Source organism: Achromobacter deleyi, from assembly GCF_013116765.2.
Lineage (GTDB): Bacteria > Pseudomonadota > Gammaproteobacteria > Burkholderiales > Burkholderiaceae_B > Achromobacter > Achromobacter deleyi_A.
In genome coordinates, this window is record NZ_CP074375.1 from 4,614,158 (window position 1) to 4,631,703 (window position 17,546).

The 17,546-nt window shown below is 67.3% G+C and carries 19 protein-coding genes; 18 read left to right on the forward strand and 1 reads right to left on the reverse strand.

The features are described from left to right. Positions 1-4 precede the first annotated feature (4 nt). Complete coding sequence (locus HLG70_RS20760; protein WP_171666371.1) at positions 5-1,471, forward strand: glutamate synthase subunit beta; 1,467 nt, start codon at positions 5-7, stop codon at positions 1,469-1,471. Between the two features lie 198 nt (positions 1,472-1,669). After that, positions 1,670-2,311 (forward strand): OmpW/AlkL family protein, encoded by a 642-nt coding sequence (locus HLG70_RS20765; protein ID WP_171666369.1) that lies wholly within the window; start codon positions 1,670-1,672, stop codon positions 2,309-2,311. Here HLG70_RS20765 and HLG70_RS20770 read toward each other — a convergent pair. Continuing rightward, positions 2,308-3,171, reverse strand: a complete 864-nt coding sequence (locus HLG70_RS20770) for a LysR family transcriptional regulator (RefSeq protein ID WP_171666367.1) — start codon at positions 3,169-3,171, stop codon at positions 2,308-2,310. The two genes, HLG70_RS20765 and HLG70_RS20770, sit on opposite strands and share 4 nt — an antisense overlap. 64 nt (positions 3,172-3,235) lie before the next feature. Here HLG70_RS20770 and HLG70_RS20775 point away from each other — a divergent pair, with 64 nt between their 5' ends. The 16 genes from HLG70_RS20775 (at position 3,236) to hisB (ending at position 17,545) form a co-directional block, all read left to right on the forward strand. Continuing rightward, positions 3,236-4,459 (forward strand): YbfB/YjiJ family MFS transporter, encoded by a 1,224-nt coding sequence (locus HLG70_RS20775; protein WP_171666365.1) that lies wholly within the window; start codon positions 3,236-3,238, stop codon positions 4,457-4,459. A 31-nt stretch (positions 4,460-4,490) separates the two neighbouring features. Further along, on the forward strand, positions 4,491-5,468 hold the full coding sequence (locus HLG70_RS20780; RefSeq protein ID WP_171666363.1) for a Bug family tripartite tricarboxylate transporter substrate binding protein: 978 nt from the start codon (positions 4,491-4,493) through the stop codon (positions 5,466-5,468). Positions 5,469-5,486: 18 nt separating this feature from the next. Next, complete coding sequence (locus tag HLG70_RS20785) at positions 5,487-6,548, forward strand: NAD(P)H-dependent flavin oxidoreductase (protein ID WP_171666361.1); 1,062 nt, start codon at positions 5,487-5,489, stop codon at positions 6,546-6,548. A gap of 292 nt (positions 6,549-6,840) precedes the next feature. Beyond that, positions 6,841-7,677: an ABC transporter ATP-binding protein gene (locus tag HLG70_RS20790; protein ID WP_171666359.1), complete on the forward strand. Its 837-nt coding sequence runs from the start codon at positions 6,841-6,843 to the stop codon at positions 7,675-7,677. Beyond that, entirely contained in the window at positions 7,674-8,462 is a 789-nt protein-coding gene (mlaE, locus tag HLG70_RS20795; RefSeq protein ID WP_171666357.1) for a lipid asymmetry maintenance ABC transporter permease subunit MlaE, read from the forward strand. Before HLG70_RS20790 ends, mlaE begins: the two co-directional genes overlap by 4 nt. Positions 8,463-8,474: 12 nt before the next feature. Next, entirely contained in the window at positions 8,475-8,972 is a 498-nt protein-coding gene (gene mlaD / locus HLG70_RS20800) for an outer membrane lipid asymmetry maintenance protein MlaD (RefSeq protein ID WP_171666355.1), read from the forward strand. Between the two features lie 81 nt (positions 8,973-9,053). Beyond that, positions 9,054-9,842, forward strand: a complete 789-nt coding sequence (locus HLG70_RS20805; protein ID WP_171666353.1) for an MlaA family lipoprotein — start codon at positions 9,054-9,056, stop codon at positions 9,840-9,842. A gap of 37 nt (positions 9,843-9,879) precedes the next feature. After that, positions 9,880-10,509 (forward strand): MlaC/ttg2D family ABC transporter substrate-binding protein, encoded by a 630-nt coding sequence (locus HLG70_RS20810; protein ID WP_171666351.1) that lies wholly within the window; start codon positions 9,880-9,882, stop codon positions 10,507-10,509. A gap of 172 nt (positions 10,510-10,681) precedes the next feature. After that, positions 10,682-11,494, forward strand: a complete 813-nt coding sequence (locus HLG70_RS20815) for an ABC transporter ATP-binding protein (RefSeq protein WP_171666349.1) — start codon at positions 10,682-10,684, stop codon at positions 11,492-11,494. Then, positions 11,491-12,303 carry an ABC transporter permease gene (locus HLG70_RS20820; RefSeq protein WP_171666347.1) on the forward strand — a complete coding sequence of 271 codons (813 nt, stop codon included), beginning with the start codon at positions 11,491-11,493 and terminating at the stop codon, positions 12,301-12,303. The genes HLG70_RS20815 and HLG70_RS20820 overlap by 4 nt, the downstream gene beginning before the upstream one ends. 5 nt (positions 12,304-12,308) lie before the next feature. Further along, positions 12,309-12,554: a BolA family protein gene (locus tag HLG70_RS20825; RefSeq protein ID WP_171666345.1), complete on the forward strand. Its 246-nt coding sequence runs from the start codon at positions 12,309-12,311 to the stop codon at positions 12,552-12,554. Beyond that, positions 12,554-13,822: a UDP-N-acetylglucosamine 1-carboxyvinyltransferase gene (murA, locus tag HLG70_RS20830; protein ID WP_171666343.1), complete on the forward strand. Its 1,269-nt coding sequence runs from the start codon at positions 12,554-12,556 to the stop codon at positions 13,820-13,822. Before HLG70_RS20825 ends, murA begins: the two co-directional genes overlap by 1 nt. Further along, positions 13,819-14,493 carry an ATP phosphoribosyltransferase gene (gene hisG / locus HLG70_RS20835; protein WP_171666341.1) on the forward strand — a complete coding sequence of 225 codons (675 nt, stop codon included), beginning with the start codon at positions 13,819-13,821 and terminating at the stop codon, positions 14,491-14,493. Before murA ends, hisG begins: the two co-directional genes overlap by 4 nt. 55 nt (positions 14,494-14,548) lie before the next feature. Then, positions 14,549-15,853, forward strand: a complete 1,305-nt coding sequence (gene hisD, locus HLG70_RS20840) for a histidinol dehydrogenase (RefSeq protein WP_171666340.1) — start codon at positions 14,549-14,551, stop codon at positions 15,851-15,853. Further along, positions 15,850-16,956: a histidinol-phosphate transaminase gene (gene hisC / locus HLG70_RS20845; RefSeq protein WP_171666338.1), complete on the forward strand. Its 1,107-nt coding sequence runs from the start codon at positions 15,850-15,852 to the stop codon at positions 16,954-16,956. The genes hisD and hisC overlap by 4 nt, the downstream gene beginning before the upstream one ends. A gap of 1 nt (position 16,957) precedes the next feature. Then, the gene (gene hisB / locus HLG70_RS20850; protein WP_171666336.1) at positions 16,958-17,545 is read left to right on the forward strand and encodes an imidazoleglycerol-phosphate dehydratase HisB; all 588 of its coding nucleotides are present in this window, start codon (positions 16,958-16,960) and stop codon (positions 17,543-17,545) included. Position 17,546: the final 1 nt, after the last annotated feature.

Sequence of the window (17,546 nt, forward strand, 5' to 3'; positions counted from 1 at the left end):
TACCATGGGAAAGATTACCGGCTTTATGGAATTTCAGCGTCTGCAAGAGGCCTCCGAGGCCCCGCAGAAGCGACTGAAGAACTGGCGCGAATTCGTGCTGCACCTGACCGACGACCAGGCCAAGCAGCAGGCTGCGCGCTGCATGGACTGCGGCATCCCGTTCTGCAACAACGGCTGCCCGGTCAACAACATCATCCCGGACTGGAATGACCTGGTGTACAAGCAGGACTGGCGCCGCGCGCTGGACGTGCTGCACTCCACCAACAACTTCCCGGAGTTCACGGGCCGCATCTGCCCGGCGCCGTGTGAAGCCGCCTGTACCTTGAACATCAACAGCGACGCCGTGGGCATCAAGTCCATCGAGCACGCGATCATCGACAAGGGCTGGGCCGAAGGCTGGGTCGCACCGCAAGTGCCGACGCGCAAGACAGGCAAGAAGGTCGCGGTCGTGGGCTCGGGCCCCGCCGGCATGGCTTGCGCGCAGCAACTTGCTCGCGCGGGCCACTCCGTGACCCTGTTCGAAAAGAGCGATCGCATCGGCGGCCTGCTGCGCTACGGCATCCCTGACTTCAAGCTGGAAAAGCACCAGATCGACCGCCGCATCTCGCAGATGGAAGCCGAGGGCGTGGAATTCGCGCCGTCGACCTACATCGGCAGCCCGAAGGATCCCGTGGCCGACGGCCTGACCGTGCGCACGCCGCAATCGCTGCTGGCCGAATTCGACGCCGTCGTCATGAGCGGCGGTTCGGAAACGCCGCGCGACCTGCCGGTGCCGGGCCGCGAGCTCTCGGGCGTGTACTACGCCATGGACTTCCTGCGCCAGCAGAACAAGGCCGTGGCGGGCGACCGCCTGATCGACCAGACGCATGCCAAGGGCAAGCATGTGGTCGTGATCGGCGGCGGCGACACGGGTTCCGACTGCGTGGGCACCAGCAACCGCCATGGCGCGGCCTCGGTCACGCAGTTCGAGCTGATGCCCCAGCCGCCCGAGTCCGAGAACAAGTCCATGACGTGGCCGTACTGGCCGCTGAAGATGCGTTCCTCGTCCTCGCACGAAGAAGGCTGCGAGCGCGACTGGTCCGTGACCACCAAGCTGCTCAAGGGCAGCAACGGCAAGGTCGAAAAGCTGATCGGCGCGCGCGTCGAATGGTTCAAGGACGATGCCACCGGCCAGATGAAGATGCGCGAAGTCGAAGGCTCGGAATTCGAGATCAAGGCCGACCTGGTGCTCCTGGCCATGGGGTTCGTGTCGCCGGTGCAGACCGTGCTGGATGCCTTTGGCGTTGACCGCGACGCCCGCGGCAACGTGCGCGCCAACACTGACGACTACCGAACCAACGTGGAAAAGGTCTTCACCGCGGGCGACATGCGCCGCGGCCAGTCCCTGGTGGTCTGGGCCATCCGCGAAGGCCGCCAATGCGCGCGCTCGGTGGACGCCTACCTGATGGGCAGCAGCGAACTGCCCCGCTGATACCAGCCCAAGCATGCACCGCCGCCGAGCGCACACGCGCCGGCGGCTTTTTTTTTACCGCCGTGCGCACTCGCGGGGCGTGTTGCGGGATAACCACTTTTCAATTGCGGTCTTTTCACGATTTGACACATATCAACCGGGCCGTGCGCCAGGTCTGAGAACCTGTCCACTCACCCCATGGAAAGATCGGAGAAGAAAATGTTTTCGCTGAACGGGCGCCTCCGCGCCACCGCCATCGCCGGCCTGATCGCCGCCGGCGCATTCGCCGCTCCCGCTCATGCCCACGAAGCGGGCGACGTGCTGTTCCGGGTCGGCGTGACGCAGGTCCGCCCCTCGTCGAACAACGGCTCGGTGCTTGATGGCGCCGTCAAGCTGGACGTGAACAACAATGTGCGCCCCAGCTTCACGCTGGCCTACATGGCCACGCGCAACATCGGTATCGAGCTGCTGGGCGCCTGGCCCTTCCAGCACGACGTCAGCGGCAGCGGCGGCCTGGGCAAGATCGGCTCCAGCAAGCAATTGCCCCCGACGCTGAGCCTGCAATGGCACATCCTGCCCGACAGCATGATCCAGCCGTACATCGGCGTGGGCATCAACTACACGCACTTCTTCGACACCAAGGCCGAAGGCGCGCTGAAGGGCTCGGACCTGAAGCTGGACGATTCCTGGGGCGTCGCGGCGCAACTGGGCGCGGACTTCAAGATCAATGAACGCTGGTTCATGAACGCCGACATCCGCTACATCGACATCAAGTCCAAGGTGAAGCTGGACGGCGTACGCGTCGGCACCGCACGGGTCGACCCGTGGGTGGCCACGGTGGGCATCGGCTACCGCTTCTAAGCTTCCAGTCTGCCCCGCAAGGCCTGCAGCGCCGGCGTATCGTCGTCGGCGCGCCAGACCAGCTGGGTCAGGGCCCGGCCATGGGAGCCGGACAGGGCGCCGACGCGCACCGATTGCTCCGCCCCCAGCACCGCCAGCACCGAGCGCGGCACGATGGCCACGCCAGTACCTGCAGCCACGCACGCCACGATGGCGTGATACGACGCAAACTCCATCACCTTGGCCGGCGCGATGCCTTCCTGGTTCAGCCAGGATTCCAGGATGCGCCGGTATGAACACCCGGCCGCGAACGCGATGACAGTGCGGTCGCCCAGTTCCTTCGCGCTGCCGATCGGATCCCAGGCCATGGGCGAGATCAGCGCCAGCTCTTCCCTGAACGCGTCCATTGCCGCCAGGCCCTCGGACGGGAACGGCTGCGCCACGAATGCCGCTTCGATCTCGTAGTTGCGCACCATGGCGGCCAGGGCGCCCGACGTCCCGGTGACCAGCTCGATGCGCACTTGCGGCCAGGCCGCGTGATAAGCCGCCAGGATGGGCGGCAGGCGCGCCGCCGCCGTGCTTTCCATGGTGCCGATGCGCAGCACGCCTTGCATGGCCCCGTCGCGGACCGCGGATTGCGCCTCATCGGACAGGCGCAACAGACGATCCGCATACGACAACAGCACACGCCCCTGGTCCGACAGCACCAGGCGGCGGTTCTGGCGCCGAAAGAGCGGCGTGCCGAGCGAGGCTTCCAGCTGCTTCAGGCGGGTCGACACATTGGACTGCACCCGATTCAGGTGTGCCGCCGCACGCGCCACGCCGCCCTGGTCGGCGACGGCCTTGAATATCTGCAGGGCATCGAGGTCCAAATTTCTCATTTCAGGAACTCACGTTCTTAATAATTCACTATTCAAGATATTAGTACAGCCTTAGAGTGGGCCTATGTCAACGCCTGCTTACCCTCTCCTCTCAGCCCAGCCCGGTGCGGTCCGCCTGGCGTGGCCCGCCGCGCTCGCCTTGGCGGCGGCCATGGGCATCGGCCGTTTCGCGTTCACACCCGTATGGCCGTTGATGGCCCAGGAGTCGGGCCTGTCGCTGGCCCAGGGCGGCTGGATGGCCTCGGCGAACTACGCCGGCTATCTGCTGGGCGCGCTGGCCGCGATCGTCTGGCCGGTGCGCCGGCTGCGCGCCACGCTGGCGGCCAGCCTTGCCGCCGTGGCCGCCCTGACCCTGGCCATGCCGCTGCTGGACAGCGTGGCCGGCTGGAGTGCGCTGCGATTGGCCGCGGGCTATGCGAGCGCCAGCGCCTTCATCTGCGTGGCGGCCTGGCGCCCCGTCCCCGTTGGCGATCCGCGCGAAGGTGCCGCGTCCGCCGTGACGTATGCCGGCGTGGGAGCGGGCATCGCGCTGACGGGCCTGGCCTGCCTGGCGCTGATGGGCTGGGGTGCCAGCGCGAACCTGACGTGGACCGCCCTGGGCGGCCTGGCGCTGGCGCTGTCCGTGGCGGCCTGGCCCGGGCTCAGCCGGCAGGCCCCGCCGGTGCGCCGGAACGCCGCCGCAGCAACTCCCGCAAGCCTGCCGCGCGGTATTTCCGTGCTGGCGCTGCACTACGGCATCTTCGGCGTCGGCTACATCATTCCGGCCACCTTCCTGCCCGCGATGGCCAAGGAGATTTTTCCGGACCCGGCGATCTTCGGCTGGGCCTGGCCGCTGTTCGGACTGGCCGCGGCGCTGTCCTGCCTGCTGGTTCCCAGGCTGGCCCGCGGCCGCGACGACAGGCTGGTCTGGCGCTGCGCCCAGGCCCTGATGGCCGTGGGCATGCTGACCGTGGCGCTGTGGCACCACATCGCCGCCGTGATTCTTGCCGCGCTGCTCGTGGGCGGCACCTTCATGGTGATCACCCAGGCGGGCATGCTGGCCGCCCGGCGCCTGGCGGGCGCGGCGGCCCCCCGGGCGGCCGCGGTCATGACCGCGGCATTCGCGGCCGGCCAGATCCTGGGACCCCTGCTGGCGTCGTGGGCGGCGCGGTGGGGCGCCGGCCTGCCGCAGGTATTGGCGGCCAGCGCGGCGCTGCTGGCGCTGTCCGCGTGGGCCTTGGGAAAAGTCACGACAGATCGCAATGGCGCTGGGCATAATGCGATCGACCCGCAGGGTCGTTCACATTAGAAATTAGAAAGCAGGAAGAGGAGTCTCCAGCATGAAACCATTGCGCCCCCTGATCGCCGCCCTGGCGGCCGCCGCCGCCTTCAGCGGCGCCGCCCAGGCCCAGACCGCAGACTGGCCCGCCAAGCCCATCACCATGATCGTGCCCTACGCGCCGGGCGGCTTTGCCGACACGCGCGTGCGCCTCCTTGCGCGCAAGCTGGGCGAGTCGCTGGGTCAGCCCATCGTCGTCGAGAACAAGGCGGGCGCGGGCGGCGTGGTCGGCACCAGCCTGATCGCCAAGGCGGCACCGGACGGCTACACCATCGGCACCGGCAACCTGGCCCCGATGGCGGTCAATCCGTCGCTCATGAAGGAAATGCCCTACAACCCGCTAAAGGACCTGGCGCCGGTCATCCTGATCGAAAACAGCCCGCTGGTCCTGAGCGTCAACAATGAACTGCCGGTAAAAACGCTGGCGGACCTGATCGCGCTGGCCAAGAAGCAGCCGGGCAAGCTGTCCTTCGGCTCGTCCGGCGTGGGCGGCGCGCACCACCTGTCCGGCGAAATGTTCCGCGAACAGGCCAAGATCGACATCGTCCACGTTCCTTACAAGGGCGGCAGCCTGGCCGCGACCGATCTGATGGGCGGCCATATCTCGATGATGTTCGAAATGGGCTATTCCGCGTTGCCGGCCATCCAGGGCGGCAAGATCCATCCCATCGCCGTCACGTCCGCCAAGCGCCTGGCCGTGCTGCCCGACGTGCCCACGATGGCCGAATCCGGCCTGCCGGGCTTCGAGTCGTACAACTGGCAGGGCATCGTCGCGCCGGCCGGCACGCCCGCGCCCATCATCGCCAAGCTCAACGCCGAATTCAATCGCATCCTTAAGGAACCGGATGTGCAGAAGGCCATCGCCGATACCGGCAGCCAGGCCGGCGGCGGCACGCCCGAGGAATTCGCAGCCTTCATCAAGAGCGAAAGCGAAAAGTGGGCCCACGTCATCAAGGCTGGAAATATCCAGCTTCAATAACCCTTCAGGAGTTTTCCCATGACTTCCCGTCTGACAGACCTGCTCAAGCTGGACCACCCGATCATCCAGGCGCCCATGGCGGGCGGCGCGACCACGGTGGAACTGGTATCCGAGGCGTCGAAGGCGGGCGTCCTGGGATCCCTCGGGGCGGCCTACATGAGCCCCGAGCAGATCGAGGCCGCGGCGGACGCGATCCGCGCGCGCACGCCGCGCCCGTTCGCCATCAATCTCTTCGCTTCGGTGCCGGACGAGCCCATGCAGGGCGATGCCGGACGGATGCTGGCCCTGCTGGCCCGCTATCACCAGCAACTGGGCCTGCCCGCCCCCCAGGCCCCCGGTCCCCAGGCCGATCCGCTGCCGGGCCAGATCGACGCCATCCTGCGGGTGCGCCCCGCGGTCTTCAGCTTCACCTTCGGCCGGGTGCCGGCCGCCGTGCTGGCCCGCTGCCGCGAGCTGGGCATCCTGACCGTGGGCACGGCCACCACCGTGCGGGAGGCGGTCGCCCTGGAGCAGGACGGCGTGGATGCCGTCGTGGCGCAGGGCGCCGAGGCCGGCGGCCACCGTGGCACCTTCCTGGACGGGTTCGACGCGTCCCTGATCGGCACCATGGCCCTGGTGCCCCAAATTGCCGACGCGGTATCCGTGCCGGTCATCGCCTCCGGCGGCATCATGGACGGCCGCGGCATCGCCGCCGCGCTGGCCCTGGGCGCCGATGTGGCGCAAATGGGGACGGCCTTCCTGACCACCGAGGAATCCGGCATCAGCGACGCCTACAAGGCGGTCCTGCCCGCCTCGCGCTCCGAACAATCACGGGTCACCCGGGCATACTCCGGACGGCCCGCGCGCGGCATCGTCAACGCCTTCATGCGCGATGCCGACGCCATCGCGGCGGACATCCTGCCTTATCCCCTGCAGAACGCGCTGACGCGCCCCATGCGCACGGCCGGCGGAAAGAGCGGCAATATCAATGTCCTGTCCCTGTGGGCGGGCCAGGGCGCCCCGTTGGCCCGCCGCGAAACCACCGCGAACCTGGTCCAGCGCCTGGCCCGGGAAACCGCCGCCGCGCAAACGCGCCGCTGAGCGCCCGCCAGCGGGTGTCCGGCAGCCCGGGCCAGCGCGGCGCGGGACTGCCGGATTGTTCCCGAGGGCGAAAACACTGTTCCACGCACGGCGTATCGGATTGTGATTACAAAGCGTCGGGCTACAATGGCGCCTCGCCGCTGGGAGCCGAGGCCCGCCTCCGCCCCCCGCATCTGAGTAACAGGGCGCTTCCCGACGCAGCCTGTCTTGCACGCGCCGGCCAGGTTCTCTGTCCAGCGTGTCCCCAGGACAGCAGGGCAAGCTCCATCGCCGAAAACCCCTTTCGTTGCCCATGTCCGCTCAAACAAGCAGCACCCCGGAATTCGCCCTGCGCCTGGAAGGTGTGGCGCTAGGCTACGGTGATTTCACCGTCTTGCGCGACATTTCCATGGACGTTCGAGCGGGCCAGGTGGTTGCCGTCATGGGCGGCTCCGGGTCCGGCAAGACCACGCTGTTGCGGGCGGCCACCGGCCAGATCACCGCGCAGCACGGTCGGGTGCTGGCATTCGGCCAGGACGTGGCGGGCGTCACGCCGGCCGAATTGCAATCCCTGCGCAAGCGCATGGGCGTGCTGTTCCAGCAGGGCGCGCTCTTCACCGACCTGAACGTATTCGAGAACGTCGCCTTCCCGCTGCGCGAACACACCCGGCTCGGCGAGGCGGAAATCACCGAACGCGTGCTGGACAAGCTTGACGCCGTCGGCCTGCGCGCCGCCGCGCACCTGAGGGTGGCCGAGATCTCCGGCGGCATGGCACGCCGCGTGGCGCTGGCCCGCGCCGTGGTGCTGGAACCCGAACTCATCCTGTACGACGAACCCTTCGCCGGGCTTGACCCGATTTCGCTGGGCATCACCGCCCGCCTGATCCGCAGCCTGGCCGACCGCCTGGGCTGCGCGTCGGTGCTGATCACGCACGATGTGCACGAATCGTTCGCGATCGCCGACCAGGTCTACCTGGTCGGACAGGGCAAGCTGGCCGCCTCCGGCACGCCGGACACGCTGTCGGCCTCGCAAGATCCCTACGTGCAGCAATTCCTCAAGGGCGAACCCGACGGCCCCGTCGCGTTCCATTACCCCGAAACGCCCGCTTTCAAGAAGTGGCTGTCAGAACAGAAGGGGCGCAAAGCATGAGCGGATCCAATAACGCCGTCGCCGCGCTGGGCCACTGGGTGCGCGCCCTGGTCTCCGGCATCGGCTACTTCACCCGGTTCTTCGGCGCCTTGCTGGCGCGCAGCGGCATTGCGCTGTCACGGCCGCGGCTGGTGTCGCAGCAGGTCCACTTCATCGGCAATTATTCCCTGCTGATCATTGCCGTGTCCGGCATGTTCGTGGGCTTCGTGCTGGGCCTGCAGGGCTATTACACGCTGAACCGCTACGGCTCCGAGGAGGCTCTGGGCCTGCTCGTGGCCCTGTCGCTGGTGCGCGAACTGGGGCCCGTCGTCACGGCGCTGCTGTTCGCGGGCCGCGCCGGCACCTCCCTCACGGCCGAGATCGGCCTGATGAAGGCCGGCGAACAACTCTCGGCCATGGAAGTCATGGCCGTGGACCCGATACGCCGCGTGCTCGTGCCGCGCCTGTGGGGCGGCATCATCGCCATGCCCATCCTGGCGGCGGTGTTTTCCACGGTGGGCATCCTGGGCGGCTGGGTCGTGGGCGTGCTCATGATCGGCGTGGACGCCGGCGCCTTCTGGTCGCAGATGCAAAATGGCGTCGACGTCTGGAAGGACGTGGCCAACGGCGTCATCAAGAGCCTGGTGTTCGGCGTCACCGTGACGCTGGTTGCGCTCTACGAAGGCTGGCAGGCCAAGCCCACCCCCGAAGGCGTTGCCCGCGCCACCACCCGCACCGTGGTCGTGGGCTCCCTGGCGGTTCTTGGGCTGGACTTCCTGCTCACCGCCTTGATGTTTGGAAATTGATACGGATCGATCATGTCACGCGAAAAAACCGACTTCTGGGTAGGCCTGTTTGTATTGCTCGGCGCGGTCGCGCTGGCGTTCCTGGCGTTGCGCGCCGGCAACTTGAGCACCTTTTCCTTTGCTCCGACCTATACGGTGACGGCCAACTTCGATAACGTAGGCGGCCTCAAGGTGCGCGCGCCGGTCAAGAGCGCCGGCGTGGTGGTTGGCCGGGTGGCCGGCATTTCCTTCGACGACAAGACCTACCAGGCCATCGTTTCGGTCAACCTGGAGACGGCTTATCAGTTCCCCAAGGACTCGTCGGCCTCCATCCTGACCTCGGGATTGCTGGGCGAACAGTACCTGGGCCTGACCGCCGGCAGCGAAGAAGAGAACTTTACCGAGGGCGGAAAAATCCGCTATACACAGAGCGCTGTTGTCCTCGAACAGCTGATCAGCCAGTTCCTGTATGGGTCGGCGGAGAAGCAGGGCACGAACGCGCCGGAGCCCGCCGCGAAATCGCCAGACTAAAGACGCTGCAGGAAACGCCGTAACAATGCTGCGTCTCACGGCCGCAATATGATAAGAATTATTGATAGGGATACCCTGATCATGAACAACAAAGCGCTTTCCCGTATCGCCACTGTCGCCGCCGCGGGCGCGTTGATGGCTGGCTGCGCCGCTCCGCAGAACCCGGACCCGCGCGATCCCTGGGAAGGCTTCAACCGGGGCGTCTACCAGTTCAACGATACGGTCGATCGCGCGGTGTTCAAGCCGGTTGCGCAGGCCTACACCTTTGTCACGCCGCAGCCGGTGCGCAGCTGCATCCACAACATCTTCAGCAACGTCGGCGACCTCTGGTCGGGCACCAACAGCTTCCTGCAAGGCCGCGGCCACGACTTCGTCAACACGCTGGGCCGCTTCCTGTTCAACACCACCATGGGCGTGGGCGGCTGCTTCGACGTGGCCTCCGCCAACGGCGCGCGCAAGATCCCGAACGACTTCGGCACCACGCTGGGCGTGTGGGGCTTCAGCCAGGGTCCGTACCTGGTGCTGCCGTTCTTCGGCGCGTCCAGCGTGCGCGACGGCGCCGGCCTGGTGGGCGACTTCGCCGGCACGACGTACGGCTACATGGGTGTCGACGCGATCGACAACGTCCGCCTGCGCAACTCGCTTTGGGGACTGCGCGTGGTGGACTCGCGCGCCAACCTGCTCGACACCACGGACATGATCGACCGCGTCGCGCTGGATTCGTACAGCTTCATCCGCGACGCCTATCTGCAGCGCCGCGCCGCAATGGTTCTGGGCCACCGTGTGGACGATGAATCCTCGCTGCCCAACTATGAAGACGACGAGGGCGACGCCCCCGCCGCTCCCGCGCCGCAACCCGCCACCAAGTAAGCTGTGGGCTTGCGTTTTCGGTACTGAAGGAGTTTTGATGTCATTTTCTTTTACCTCCCTGCTGCAGCGTCTGGCTTTCGCGGGCCTTCTGGGCCTGGCGGCCGCCACGGCCGCGCAGGCCAAGCCGGACCCCAATGGTCCGCCCGACCAGTTCGTGCTGGCCACGGCCAATGAAGCCCTGGATGTCCTGAAGGCCGACGGTTCGGTCAAGGCCGGCAATACGGCCCGCATCAACCAGGTCGTCAACGAGCACATCCTGCCGTACGTCAATTTCCAGAAGACGACGCGACTGGCCACCGGCCGCTACTGGCGCCAGGCCACCGAACAGCAGAAGACGGCCCTGGCCGAAGCCTTCCGCGGCACCCTGGTGCGCACCTACAGCGGCGCGCTGACGCGCGTCACGGCCAGCACCAACGTCCGCGCGCTGCCCTTCCGCGGCGACGCCAAGGCCGACGACGTCGTCGTGCGCACCCTGATCAGCCAGGCCAACGGCCAGCCGACGGGCGTCGACTACCGCCTCGAAAGGACGGCCCAGGGCTGGAAGATCTACGACATGAACGTCGAAGGCATCTGGCTGATCGAGAACTACCGCAACCAGTTCGCGCAGCAGATCAACCAGAACGGCATCGACGGCCTGATCCAGGCGCTGAACCAGCGCAACCAGTAAATCCCTGGTCCAGGCTGCACAGGCCCGGCGCGCCCTTCGGGGTCCGCCGGGCCGATTATTTTGGGGACATATCTCGGCGCCGCCCCCACGGCCCCTGGGGCCATAGGCGCGTGCCGCCGCAGCGCGCTTATATAATGATCAATTCGCTCTTTTCGGGCCACCTCCCGCCGTCATGTCTGCCGTCAGTCTAGAAAACGTCTCCAAGATCTACTCGCCGCGCCAGCGCGGCTGGCAGAAGCTGCTCGGGCGCACGCCCGGCCCCGGCTTCCAGGCGCTGGACAATGTCAGCCTGAATATCGAGCACGGCGAATTCTTCGGCCTGCTCGGGCCGAACGGCGCGGGCAAGACCACGCTGATCTCGATCCTCGCGGGCCTGGCGCATGCGACATCGGGCCGCGCCACCGTCTGTGGATACGACGTCGTGGCCGACTACAAGTCGGCACGGCGCGCCTTGGGCGTGGTGCCGCAGGAGCTGGTCTACGACCCCTTCTTCACCGTGCGCGAGACCCTGCGCATCCAGTCCGGGTATTTCGGCCTGCGCAAGAACGACGACTGGATCGACGAGATCCTGTTCAACCTGGGCCTGGCGGACAAGGCCAACTCCAACATGCGGGCGCTGTCCGGCGGCATGAAGCGCCGCGTGCTGGTGGCGCAGGCGCTGGTGCATCGCCCTCCCGTGATCGTGCTGGACGAACCCACCGCGGGCGTGGACGTGGACCTGCGCCGCACGCTGTGGGAGTTCATCTCGCGCCTGAACAAGGCCGGCCACACCATCATGCTCACCACCCACTACCTGGAAGAAGCCGAGGCGCTGTGCGGCCGCATCGCCATGCTCAAGGGCGGGCGCATCGTGGCGCTGGACACCACGCAGGCGCTGCTGGCCCGCGTGGGCGGCGTGGACCTCGAAGACGCGTTCGTCCGCATCATGCACCAGGACGACGAACCCGCCGCGCCGTCCCTGCAACCCGAAGAGATCTCGTCATGACCCAGTCCACCGCGACCTCCTCCCAGCCGCTGGTGCAACCCCGCCTGGACGCCGGCTCCGGCTTTCCGACCCTGCTGCGCAAGGAGCTGCTGCGCTTCTGGAAGGTCAGCTTCCAGACCATCGCCGCCCCCGTCATCACGGCGCTGCTTTACCTGCTGGTCTTTGCGCATGTCCTGGAAGGACGCGTCACGGTGTACGGGAGCGTGCCCTACACGTCGTTCCTGATCCCGGGGCTCATGATGATGAGCATGCTGCAGAACGCATTCGCCAACCCGTCGTCGTCGCTCATCCAGAGCCGCATCACCGGCAACCTCGTCTTCATGCTGCTGCCGCCGCTGTCGCACCGGGACATCTTCGGCGCCTACGTGCTGGCCGCGATCGCCCGCGGCCTGGCGGTCGGCCTGTGCGTGTGGGCGGTGGCGCTGTTCTTCGTGTCGCTGACCCCCACCCATCCGCTGTGGGTCCTGGTATTTGCCGTGCTGGCCTGCGGCATCATGGGCGTGCTGGGCCTGATCGCGGGCCTGTGGTCCGAGAAATTCGACCAGCTCGCGGCCTTCCAGAACTTCCTGATCATGCCGGCGACCTTCCTGTCCGGCGTGTTCTATTCCATCCATACGCTGCCGCCTTTCTGGCAAAGCGTGTCGCACTGGAACCCCATCTTCTACACCATCGACGGATTCCGCTACGGGTTCTTCTCGGTGTCGGACGTCTCCCCCTGGCGCAGCCTGGCAGTGGTGACGGGGGTGTTCCTTGCGCTATCGACTTATGCGCTGCGGCTTCTGGCCAGCGGCTACAAACTCAGGAACTGACGTCCATGCTTCCCACTCCCGAGCAAGTCCGCCAATACATCGCGGACGGCCTGCCCTGTGAACACCTCGACGTGCAAGGCGATGGCTCGCACTTTGACGCCGTCATCGTCAGCACCGCCTTTGAAGGAAAGCGCCTGATCCAGCGCCATCAACTCGTCTACGCCGCGCTGGGCGACCGCATGAAGGCCGAGATCCACGCGCTTTCGATGCGTACCTTGACCCCAGGCGAATACCAGCAAGCAGGCGAGTAATGGACAAACTACGCATCACCGGCGGCGCCCGGCTGCACGGCGAGATTTCGATTTCCGGGGCCAAGAACTCGGCCCTGCCAATCCTGTGCGCGGGCCTGCTGACCGCCGACGCGTTGACCCTCTCCAACGTGCCCCACCTGAACGACACGGGCACCATGCTGCGCCTCCTGGGCCGCATGGGCATGCGCGCCGAACGCGGCGGCGACGGCGTGGTCACGCTGCAGGCGAACCAGGTCGACAACCTGGAAGCGCCGTACGATCTGGTCAAGACCATGCGCGCGTCGATCCTGGTGCTGGGCCCGCTGCTCGCGCGCTTCGGCGAGGCCCGCGTGAGCCTGCCGGGCGGCTGCACCATCGGCCAGCGGCCCGTCGACCAGCACATCAAGGGCCTGGCCGCGCTGGGCGCCGAGATCAGCATCGAGCACGGTTTCGTGGTGGCGCGCGCCAAGCGCCTGAAGGGCGCCTCCATCCGCACCGACATGGTCACGGTCACCGGGACCGAGAACCTGCTGATGGCCGCCGTGCTGGCCGAAGGCCAGACCGTGCTGGAGAACGCCGCGCGCGAGCCCGAAGTGGTGGACCTGGCGGAGCTGCTCATCAAGATGGGCGCCCGCATCCAGGGCCACGGCACCGACCGGATCGTCATCGACGGCGTGGACCGCCTGCACGGCGCCGAACACCGCGTCATCTCCGACCGCATCGAAGCCGGCACCTTCCTGTGCGCGGTGGGTGCGGCCGGCGGGGACATCCTGCTGAAGAACGTCGACGCCCACATCCTGGGCGCCACCCTGGACAAGCTGGCCGAAGCCGGCCTGACCATCGAGACCGGCCCCGACTGGATCCGCGGCGCCATGTCCGGTCGACCCAAGGCCGTGGGTTTCCGCACCCACGAGTACCCCGGTTTCGCCACCGACATGCAGGCCCAGCTCATGGCGCTGGACGCCGTGGCCGACGGCACGTCCGTCATCGTCGAGACCATCTTCGAAAACCGCTACATGCACGTGCAGGAACTGCGACGCATGGGCGCCCAGATCGACATCGACGGCCACACCGCCATCGTGCGCGGCGTGCCCAGCCTGTCAGGCGCCACCGTCATGGCCACCGATCTGCGCGCATCGGCCAGCCTGGTCATCGCCGGCCTGGCCGCCGATGGCGAAACGCTGGTCGACCGCATCTATCACCTGGATCGCGGCTACGACCAGATGGAAGTGAAACTGCGCGCCCTCGGCGCGAACATCCAACGCGTTACCGGCAAGGAACAGGCATGAGCAATGCCCCCATCACTCCCCTGACCCTGGCCCTGTCCAAGGGCCGGATCTTTGAAGAAACCATGCCGCTGCTGGCGGAAGCCGGCATCGAAGTGCCCGAGAATCCGGAAAGCTCGCGCAAGCTCATCCTGCCCACCAGCGACCCCGGCCTGCGCCTGATCATCGTGCGCGCCTCCGACGTGCCCACCTATGTGCAGTACGGCGCGGCGGACCTGGGCATCGCGGGCAAGGACGTGCTCATCGAGCATGCCAAGGAGCAACCCGGCGGCCTGTACCAGCCCATCGACCTGAACATCGCGAAGTGCCGACTGGCCGTGGCGGTGCGCAAGGGCTTCGACTATGACGCCGCCGTCCACCAGGGCGCGCGCCTGCGCGTGGCCACCAAGTACGTGCAATCAGCCCGTGAACACTTCGCGGCCAAGGGTGTGTACGTGGACATCATCAAGCTGTATGGTTCGATGGAGCTGGCGCCGCTGGTCGGCCTGGCCGACTGCATCGTGGACCTGGTGTCCACCGGCGGCACGCTGCGCGCCAACGACCTGGTCGCAGTGGAAGACGTCATGCCGATCTCATCGCGCCTGATCGTCAACCAGGCCGCGCTGAAAACCCGCGGCGACCGCCTGCAACCGCTGCTGGACGCCTTCGAAAGAGCCGCCTCCCGCAACGCCTGACCCCCGCCCGCCGCGCTCGTCGCGGCGGCCGTTACCTGCTTTGCTCCATGACGCCATGGCCCTGATCAATCGTCTCGACTCCCGCGATCCCGGATTCAAATCCGCCCTGTCCAAACTGCTGGCCTTCGAGGCCGCCGAGGACGAGTCCATCGACCGCGCCGCCGCCAGCATCCTGGCCGACGTGCGCACCCGCGGCGACGCCGCGCTGGTGGAATACACGCAGCGTTTCGACCGCATGCCCGGCGCATCGGCCCATACGCTGGAGATCCCCAAGGCGGATTGGCATGCGGCCCTGGCCACGCTGCCCGCCGCCCAGCGCAACGCCCTGGAAGCCGCCGCCGACCGCGTGCGCGGCTACCACGAGCGCCAGCGCGCCGAGACCTGGACCTACACGGAAGCCGACGGCACCATGCTGGGCCAGCAGGTGACCCCGCTGGACCGCGTGGGCCTCTATGTGCCCGGCGGCAAGGCCGCCTACCCGTCGTCGGTGCTGATGAACGCCATCCCGGCCAAGGTCGCGGGGGTGCAGGAACTGGTCATGGTCACGCCCACGCCCGACGGCGTGCGCAACCCCATCGTGCTGGCGGCCGCCGCCATCGGCGGCGTGGACCGCGTGTTCGCCATCGGCGGAGCGCAGGCCGTGGGCGCGCTGGCCTATGGCACGGACACCGTGCCCGCCGTGGACAAGATCGTCGGTCCGGGCAACGCCTACGTCGCCGCGGCCAAGCGCCGCGTGTTCGGCGTGGTCGGCATCGACATGATCGCCGGCCCGAGCGAAATCCTGGTCATCTGCGACGGCAAGACGCCGGCCGACTGGATCGCCATGGACCTTTTTTCGCAAGCGGAACACGACGAACTCGCGCAGTCCATCCTGCTCTGCCCGGACGCGGCCTTCATCGCCGAAGTCGAGGCGTCCATCGCCCGCCTCCTGCCCACGATGCCGCGCGCCGACATCCTGCGGGTCAGCCTGGCCAACCGCGGCGCGCTGATCCAGGTCCAGAGCCTGGAAGAAGCCTGCCAGATCGCCAACGACATCGCGCCGGAACACCTGGAGATCTCCACGGAACAGCCCGAGATCTGGACCGCCAGGATCCGCCACGCCGGCGCCATCTTCATGGGACGTTTCAGTTCCGAGGCCCTGGGCGACTACTGCGCCGGACCGAACCACGTGCTGCCCACTTCGCGCACGGCCAGGTTCTCGTCGCCGCTGGGCGTCTATGACTTCCAGAAGCGTTCCAGCCTGATCCAGGTCTCGCATGCGGGCGCCCAGACGCTGGGCCGCATCGCCGCCGAGCTGGCGCTGGGCGAGGGCCTGCAGGCGCACGCCGCCAGCGCCCAGTACCGGGTCGACAAGCCATGAGCGCGGTCCCGGCGGCAAGCGTCGCCGGCCGCATCGCGGGCACCGTGCGGCCCGACATCCTCGAACTGGCCGCCTATCCCGTCGCCCATGCCGAAGGCTGCATCAAGCTGGACGCGATGGAATGCCCCTACGAGCTGCCCGAGGCCGTCCGGGAAGATATCGCGCGCGCCGTCCGCGACACCGCGCTGAACCGCTATCCGTCCGCCGACCTGTCCGGGCTGCAAGAGGCCGTCAAGGCGGCCTTCGGCGTGCCGGACGCGGCCGACGTGCTGTTCGGCAACGGCTCGGACGAGCTCATCCACATCATGGTGCAGGCCTGCTGCAGCCCCGGCGACGTGGTGCTGTCGCCCTGGCCCTCGTTCGTCTACTTCGACATGGCGGCCCGCTTCGACCACGCCCGCTTTGTCGGCGTGCCGCTGACCGAGGACCTGACGCTGGATTTGCCGGCCATGCTGGCGGCCATCCACGAGCACCAGCCCAAGCTGGTGTTCCTGGCCGCGCCGAACAACCCCACCGGCGGACTGTGGTCCGTCGAAGACGTGGACGCGATCGTCCGCGCCGCCCCGGGGCTGGTGGTGCTGGACGAGGCCTATCAACCGTTCGCCGACTACACCTGGATGCCGCGGGTGCTCGATGCGCCCAATGTGGTCGTCATGCGCACGGTGTCCAAGATCGGCCTTGCGGGCCTGCGTTTCGGCTACCTGGCCGGCCATCCCGGCTGGATCGCCGAACTGAACAAGGTCCGCCCGCCCTACAACCTGAACGTGCTGACCCAGGCGACGCTCCTGGCCGTGCTGCGCCACAAGTCCGTGCTGGACGAGCAGGCCGCAAGGCTGCGCGCCGACCGCGCGCCGCTGGCGGCCGCCCTGGCCGAACTGCCCGGCGTCAGGGTATTCCCCTCCGCCGCCAACTTCGTACTCGCCCGCTTTTCCGGCAAGCTGGATGGCAACGCCGTGCATCTTGCGCTGAAAACGCGCAAAATATTGATTCGCAACTTCTCCAACGCCCATCCGCTCCTGGCAAACTGCCTGCGCATCTCGGTGGGCGCCCCGGCCGAGAACGCCGCCTTGCTATCCGCCCTGCAAGAGATTTTGAGTGCTTAACATGCGTACCGCAGAAATCACCCGCAACACCAATGAAACCCGCATCCGCGTGGCCATCAACATCGACGGCACCGGCAAGCAGACGATAGACACGGGCGTGCCCTTCCTGGACCACATGCTGGACCAGATCGCGCGCCACGGCCTGATCGACCTGGACATCAAGGCCGAGGGCGACCTGCACATCGATGCGCATCACACGGTGGAAGACGTCGGCATCACGCTCGGCATGGCCATCGCCAAGGCCGTCGGCACCAAGGCCGGCCTGCGCCGCTATGGCCACGCCTACGTGCCACTGGACGAAGCGCTGTCGCGCGTGGTGGTGGACTTCTCGGGCCGCCCCGGCCTGGAATACCACATCCCCTTCACCCGCTCCCACATCGGCAGTTTCGACGTGGACCTGACCCGCGAGTTCTTCCAGGGCCTGGTCAACCACGCGCTCATCACGCTGCACATCGACAATCTGCGCGGCTTCAACGCCCACCATCAGGCGGAAACGGTCTTCAAGGCCTGTGGCCGCGCGCTGCGCATGGCCATGGAAGTCGATCCCCGCATGGGCGACGTCGTGCCCTCCACCAAGGGCGTGCTGTAAC

What these genes read in the sequence shown, in the direction of transcription:
- HLG70_RS20760 (WP_171666371.1), top strand. Translation starts at nt 5, where the DNA reads ATGGGAAAGATTACCGGCTTTATGGAATTTCAGCGTCTGCAAGAGGCC.
- HLG70_RS20765 (WP_171666369.1), top strand. Translation starts at nt 1,670, where the DNA reads ATGTTTTCGCTGAACGGGCGCCTCCGCGCCACCGCCATCGCCGGCCTG.
- HLG70_RS20770 (WP_171666367.1), bottom strand. Translation starts at nt 3,171, where the DNA reads ATGAGAAATTTGGACCTCGATGCCCTGCAGATATTCAAGGCCGTCGCC.
- HLG70_RS20775 (WP_171666365.1), top strand. Translation starts at nt 3,236, where the DNA reads ATGTCAACGCCTGCTTACCCTCTCCTCTCAGCCCAGCCCGGTGCGGTC.
- HLG70_RS20780 (WP_171666363.1), top strand. Translation starts at nt 4,491, where the DNA reads ATGAAACCATTGCGCCCCCTGATCGCCGCCCTGGCGGCCGCCGCCGCC.
- HLG70_RS20785 (WP_171666361.1), top strand. Translation starts at nt 5,487, where the DNA reads ATGACTTCCCGTCTGACAGACCTGCTCAAGCTGGACCACCCGATCATC.
- HLG70_RS20790 (WP_171666359.1), top strand. Translation starts at nt 6,841, where the DNA reads ATGTCCGCTCAAACAAGCAGCACCCCGGAATTCGCCCTGCGCCTGGAA.
- mlaE (WP_171666357.1), top strand. Translation starts at nt 7,674, where the DNA reads ATGAGCGGATCCAATAACGCCGTCGCCGCGCTGGGCCACTGGGTGCGC.
- mlaD (WP_171666355.1), top strand. Translation starts at nt 8,475, where the DNA reads ATGTCACGCGAAAAAACCGACTTCTGGGTAGGCCTGTTTGTATTGCTC.
- HLG70_RS20805 (WP_171666353.1), top strand. Translation starts at nt 9,054, where the DNA reads ATGAACAACAAAGCGCTTTCCCGTATCGCCACTGTCGCCGCCGCGGGC.
- HLG70_RS20810 (WP_171666351.1), top strand. Translation starts at nt 9,880, where the DNA reads ATGTCATTTTCTTTTACCTCCCTGCTGCAGCGTCTGGCTTTCGCGGGC.
- HLG70_RS20815 (WP_171666349.1), top strand. Translation starts at nt 10,682, where the DNA reads ATGTCTGCCGTCAGTCTAGAAAACGTCTCCAAGATCTACTCGCCGCGC.
- HLG70_RS20820 (WP_171666347.1), top strand. Translation starts at nt 11,491, where the DNA reads ATGACCCAGTCCACCGCGACCTCCTCCCAGCCGCTGGTGCAACCCCGC.
- HLG70_RS20825 (WP_171666345.1), top strand. Translation starts at nt 12,309, where the DNA reads ATGCTTCCCACTCCCGAGCAAGTCCGCCAATACATCGCGGACGGCCTG.
- murA (WP_171666343.1), top strand. Translation starts at nt 12,554, where the DNA reads ATGGACAAACTACGCATCACCGGCGGCGCCCGGCTGCACGGCGAGATT.
- hisG (WP_171666341.1), top strand. Translation starts at nt 13,819, where the DNA reads ATGAGCAATGCCCCCATCACTCCCCTGACCCTGGCCCTGTCCAAGGGC.
- hisD (WP_171666340.1), top strand. Translation starts at nt 14,549, where the DNA reads ATGGCCCTGATCAATCGTCTCGACTCCCGCGATCCCGGATTCAAATCC.
- hisC (WP_171666338.1), top strand. Translation starts at nt 15,850, where the DNA reads ATGAGCGCGGTCCCGGCGGCAAGCGTCGCCGGCCGCATCGCGGGCACC.
- hisB (WP_171666336.1), top strand. Translation starts at nt 16,958, where the DNA reads ATGCGTACCGCAGAAATCACCCGCAACACCAATGAAACCCGCATCCGC.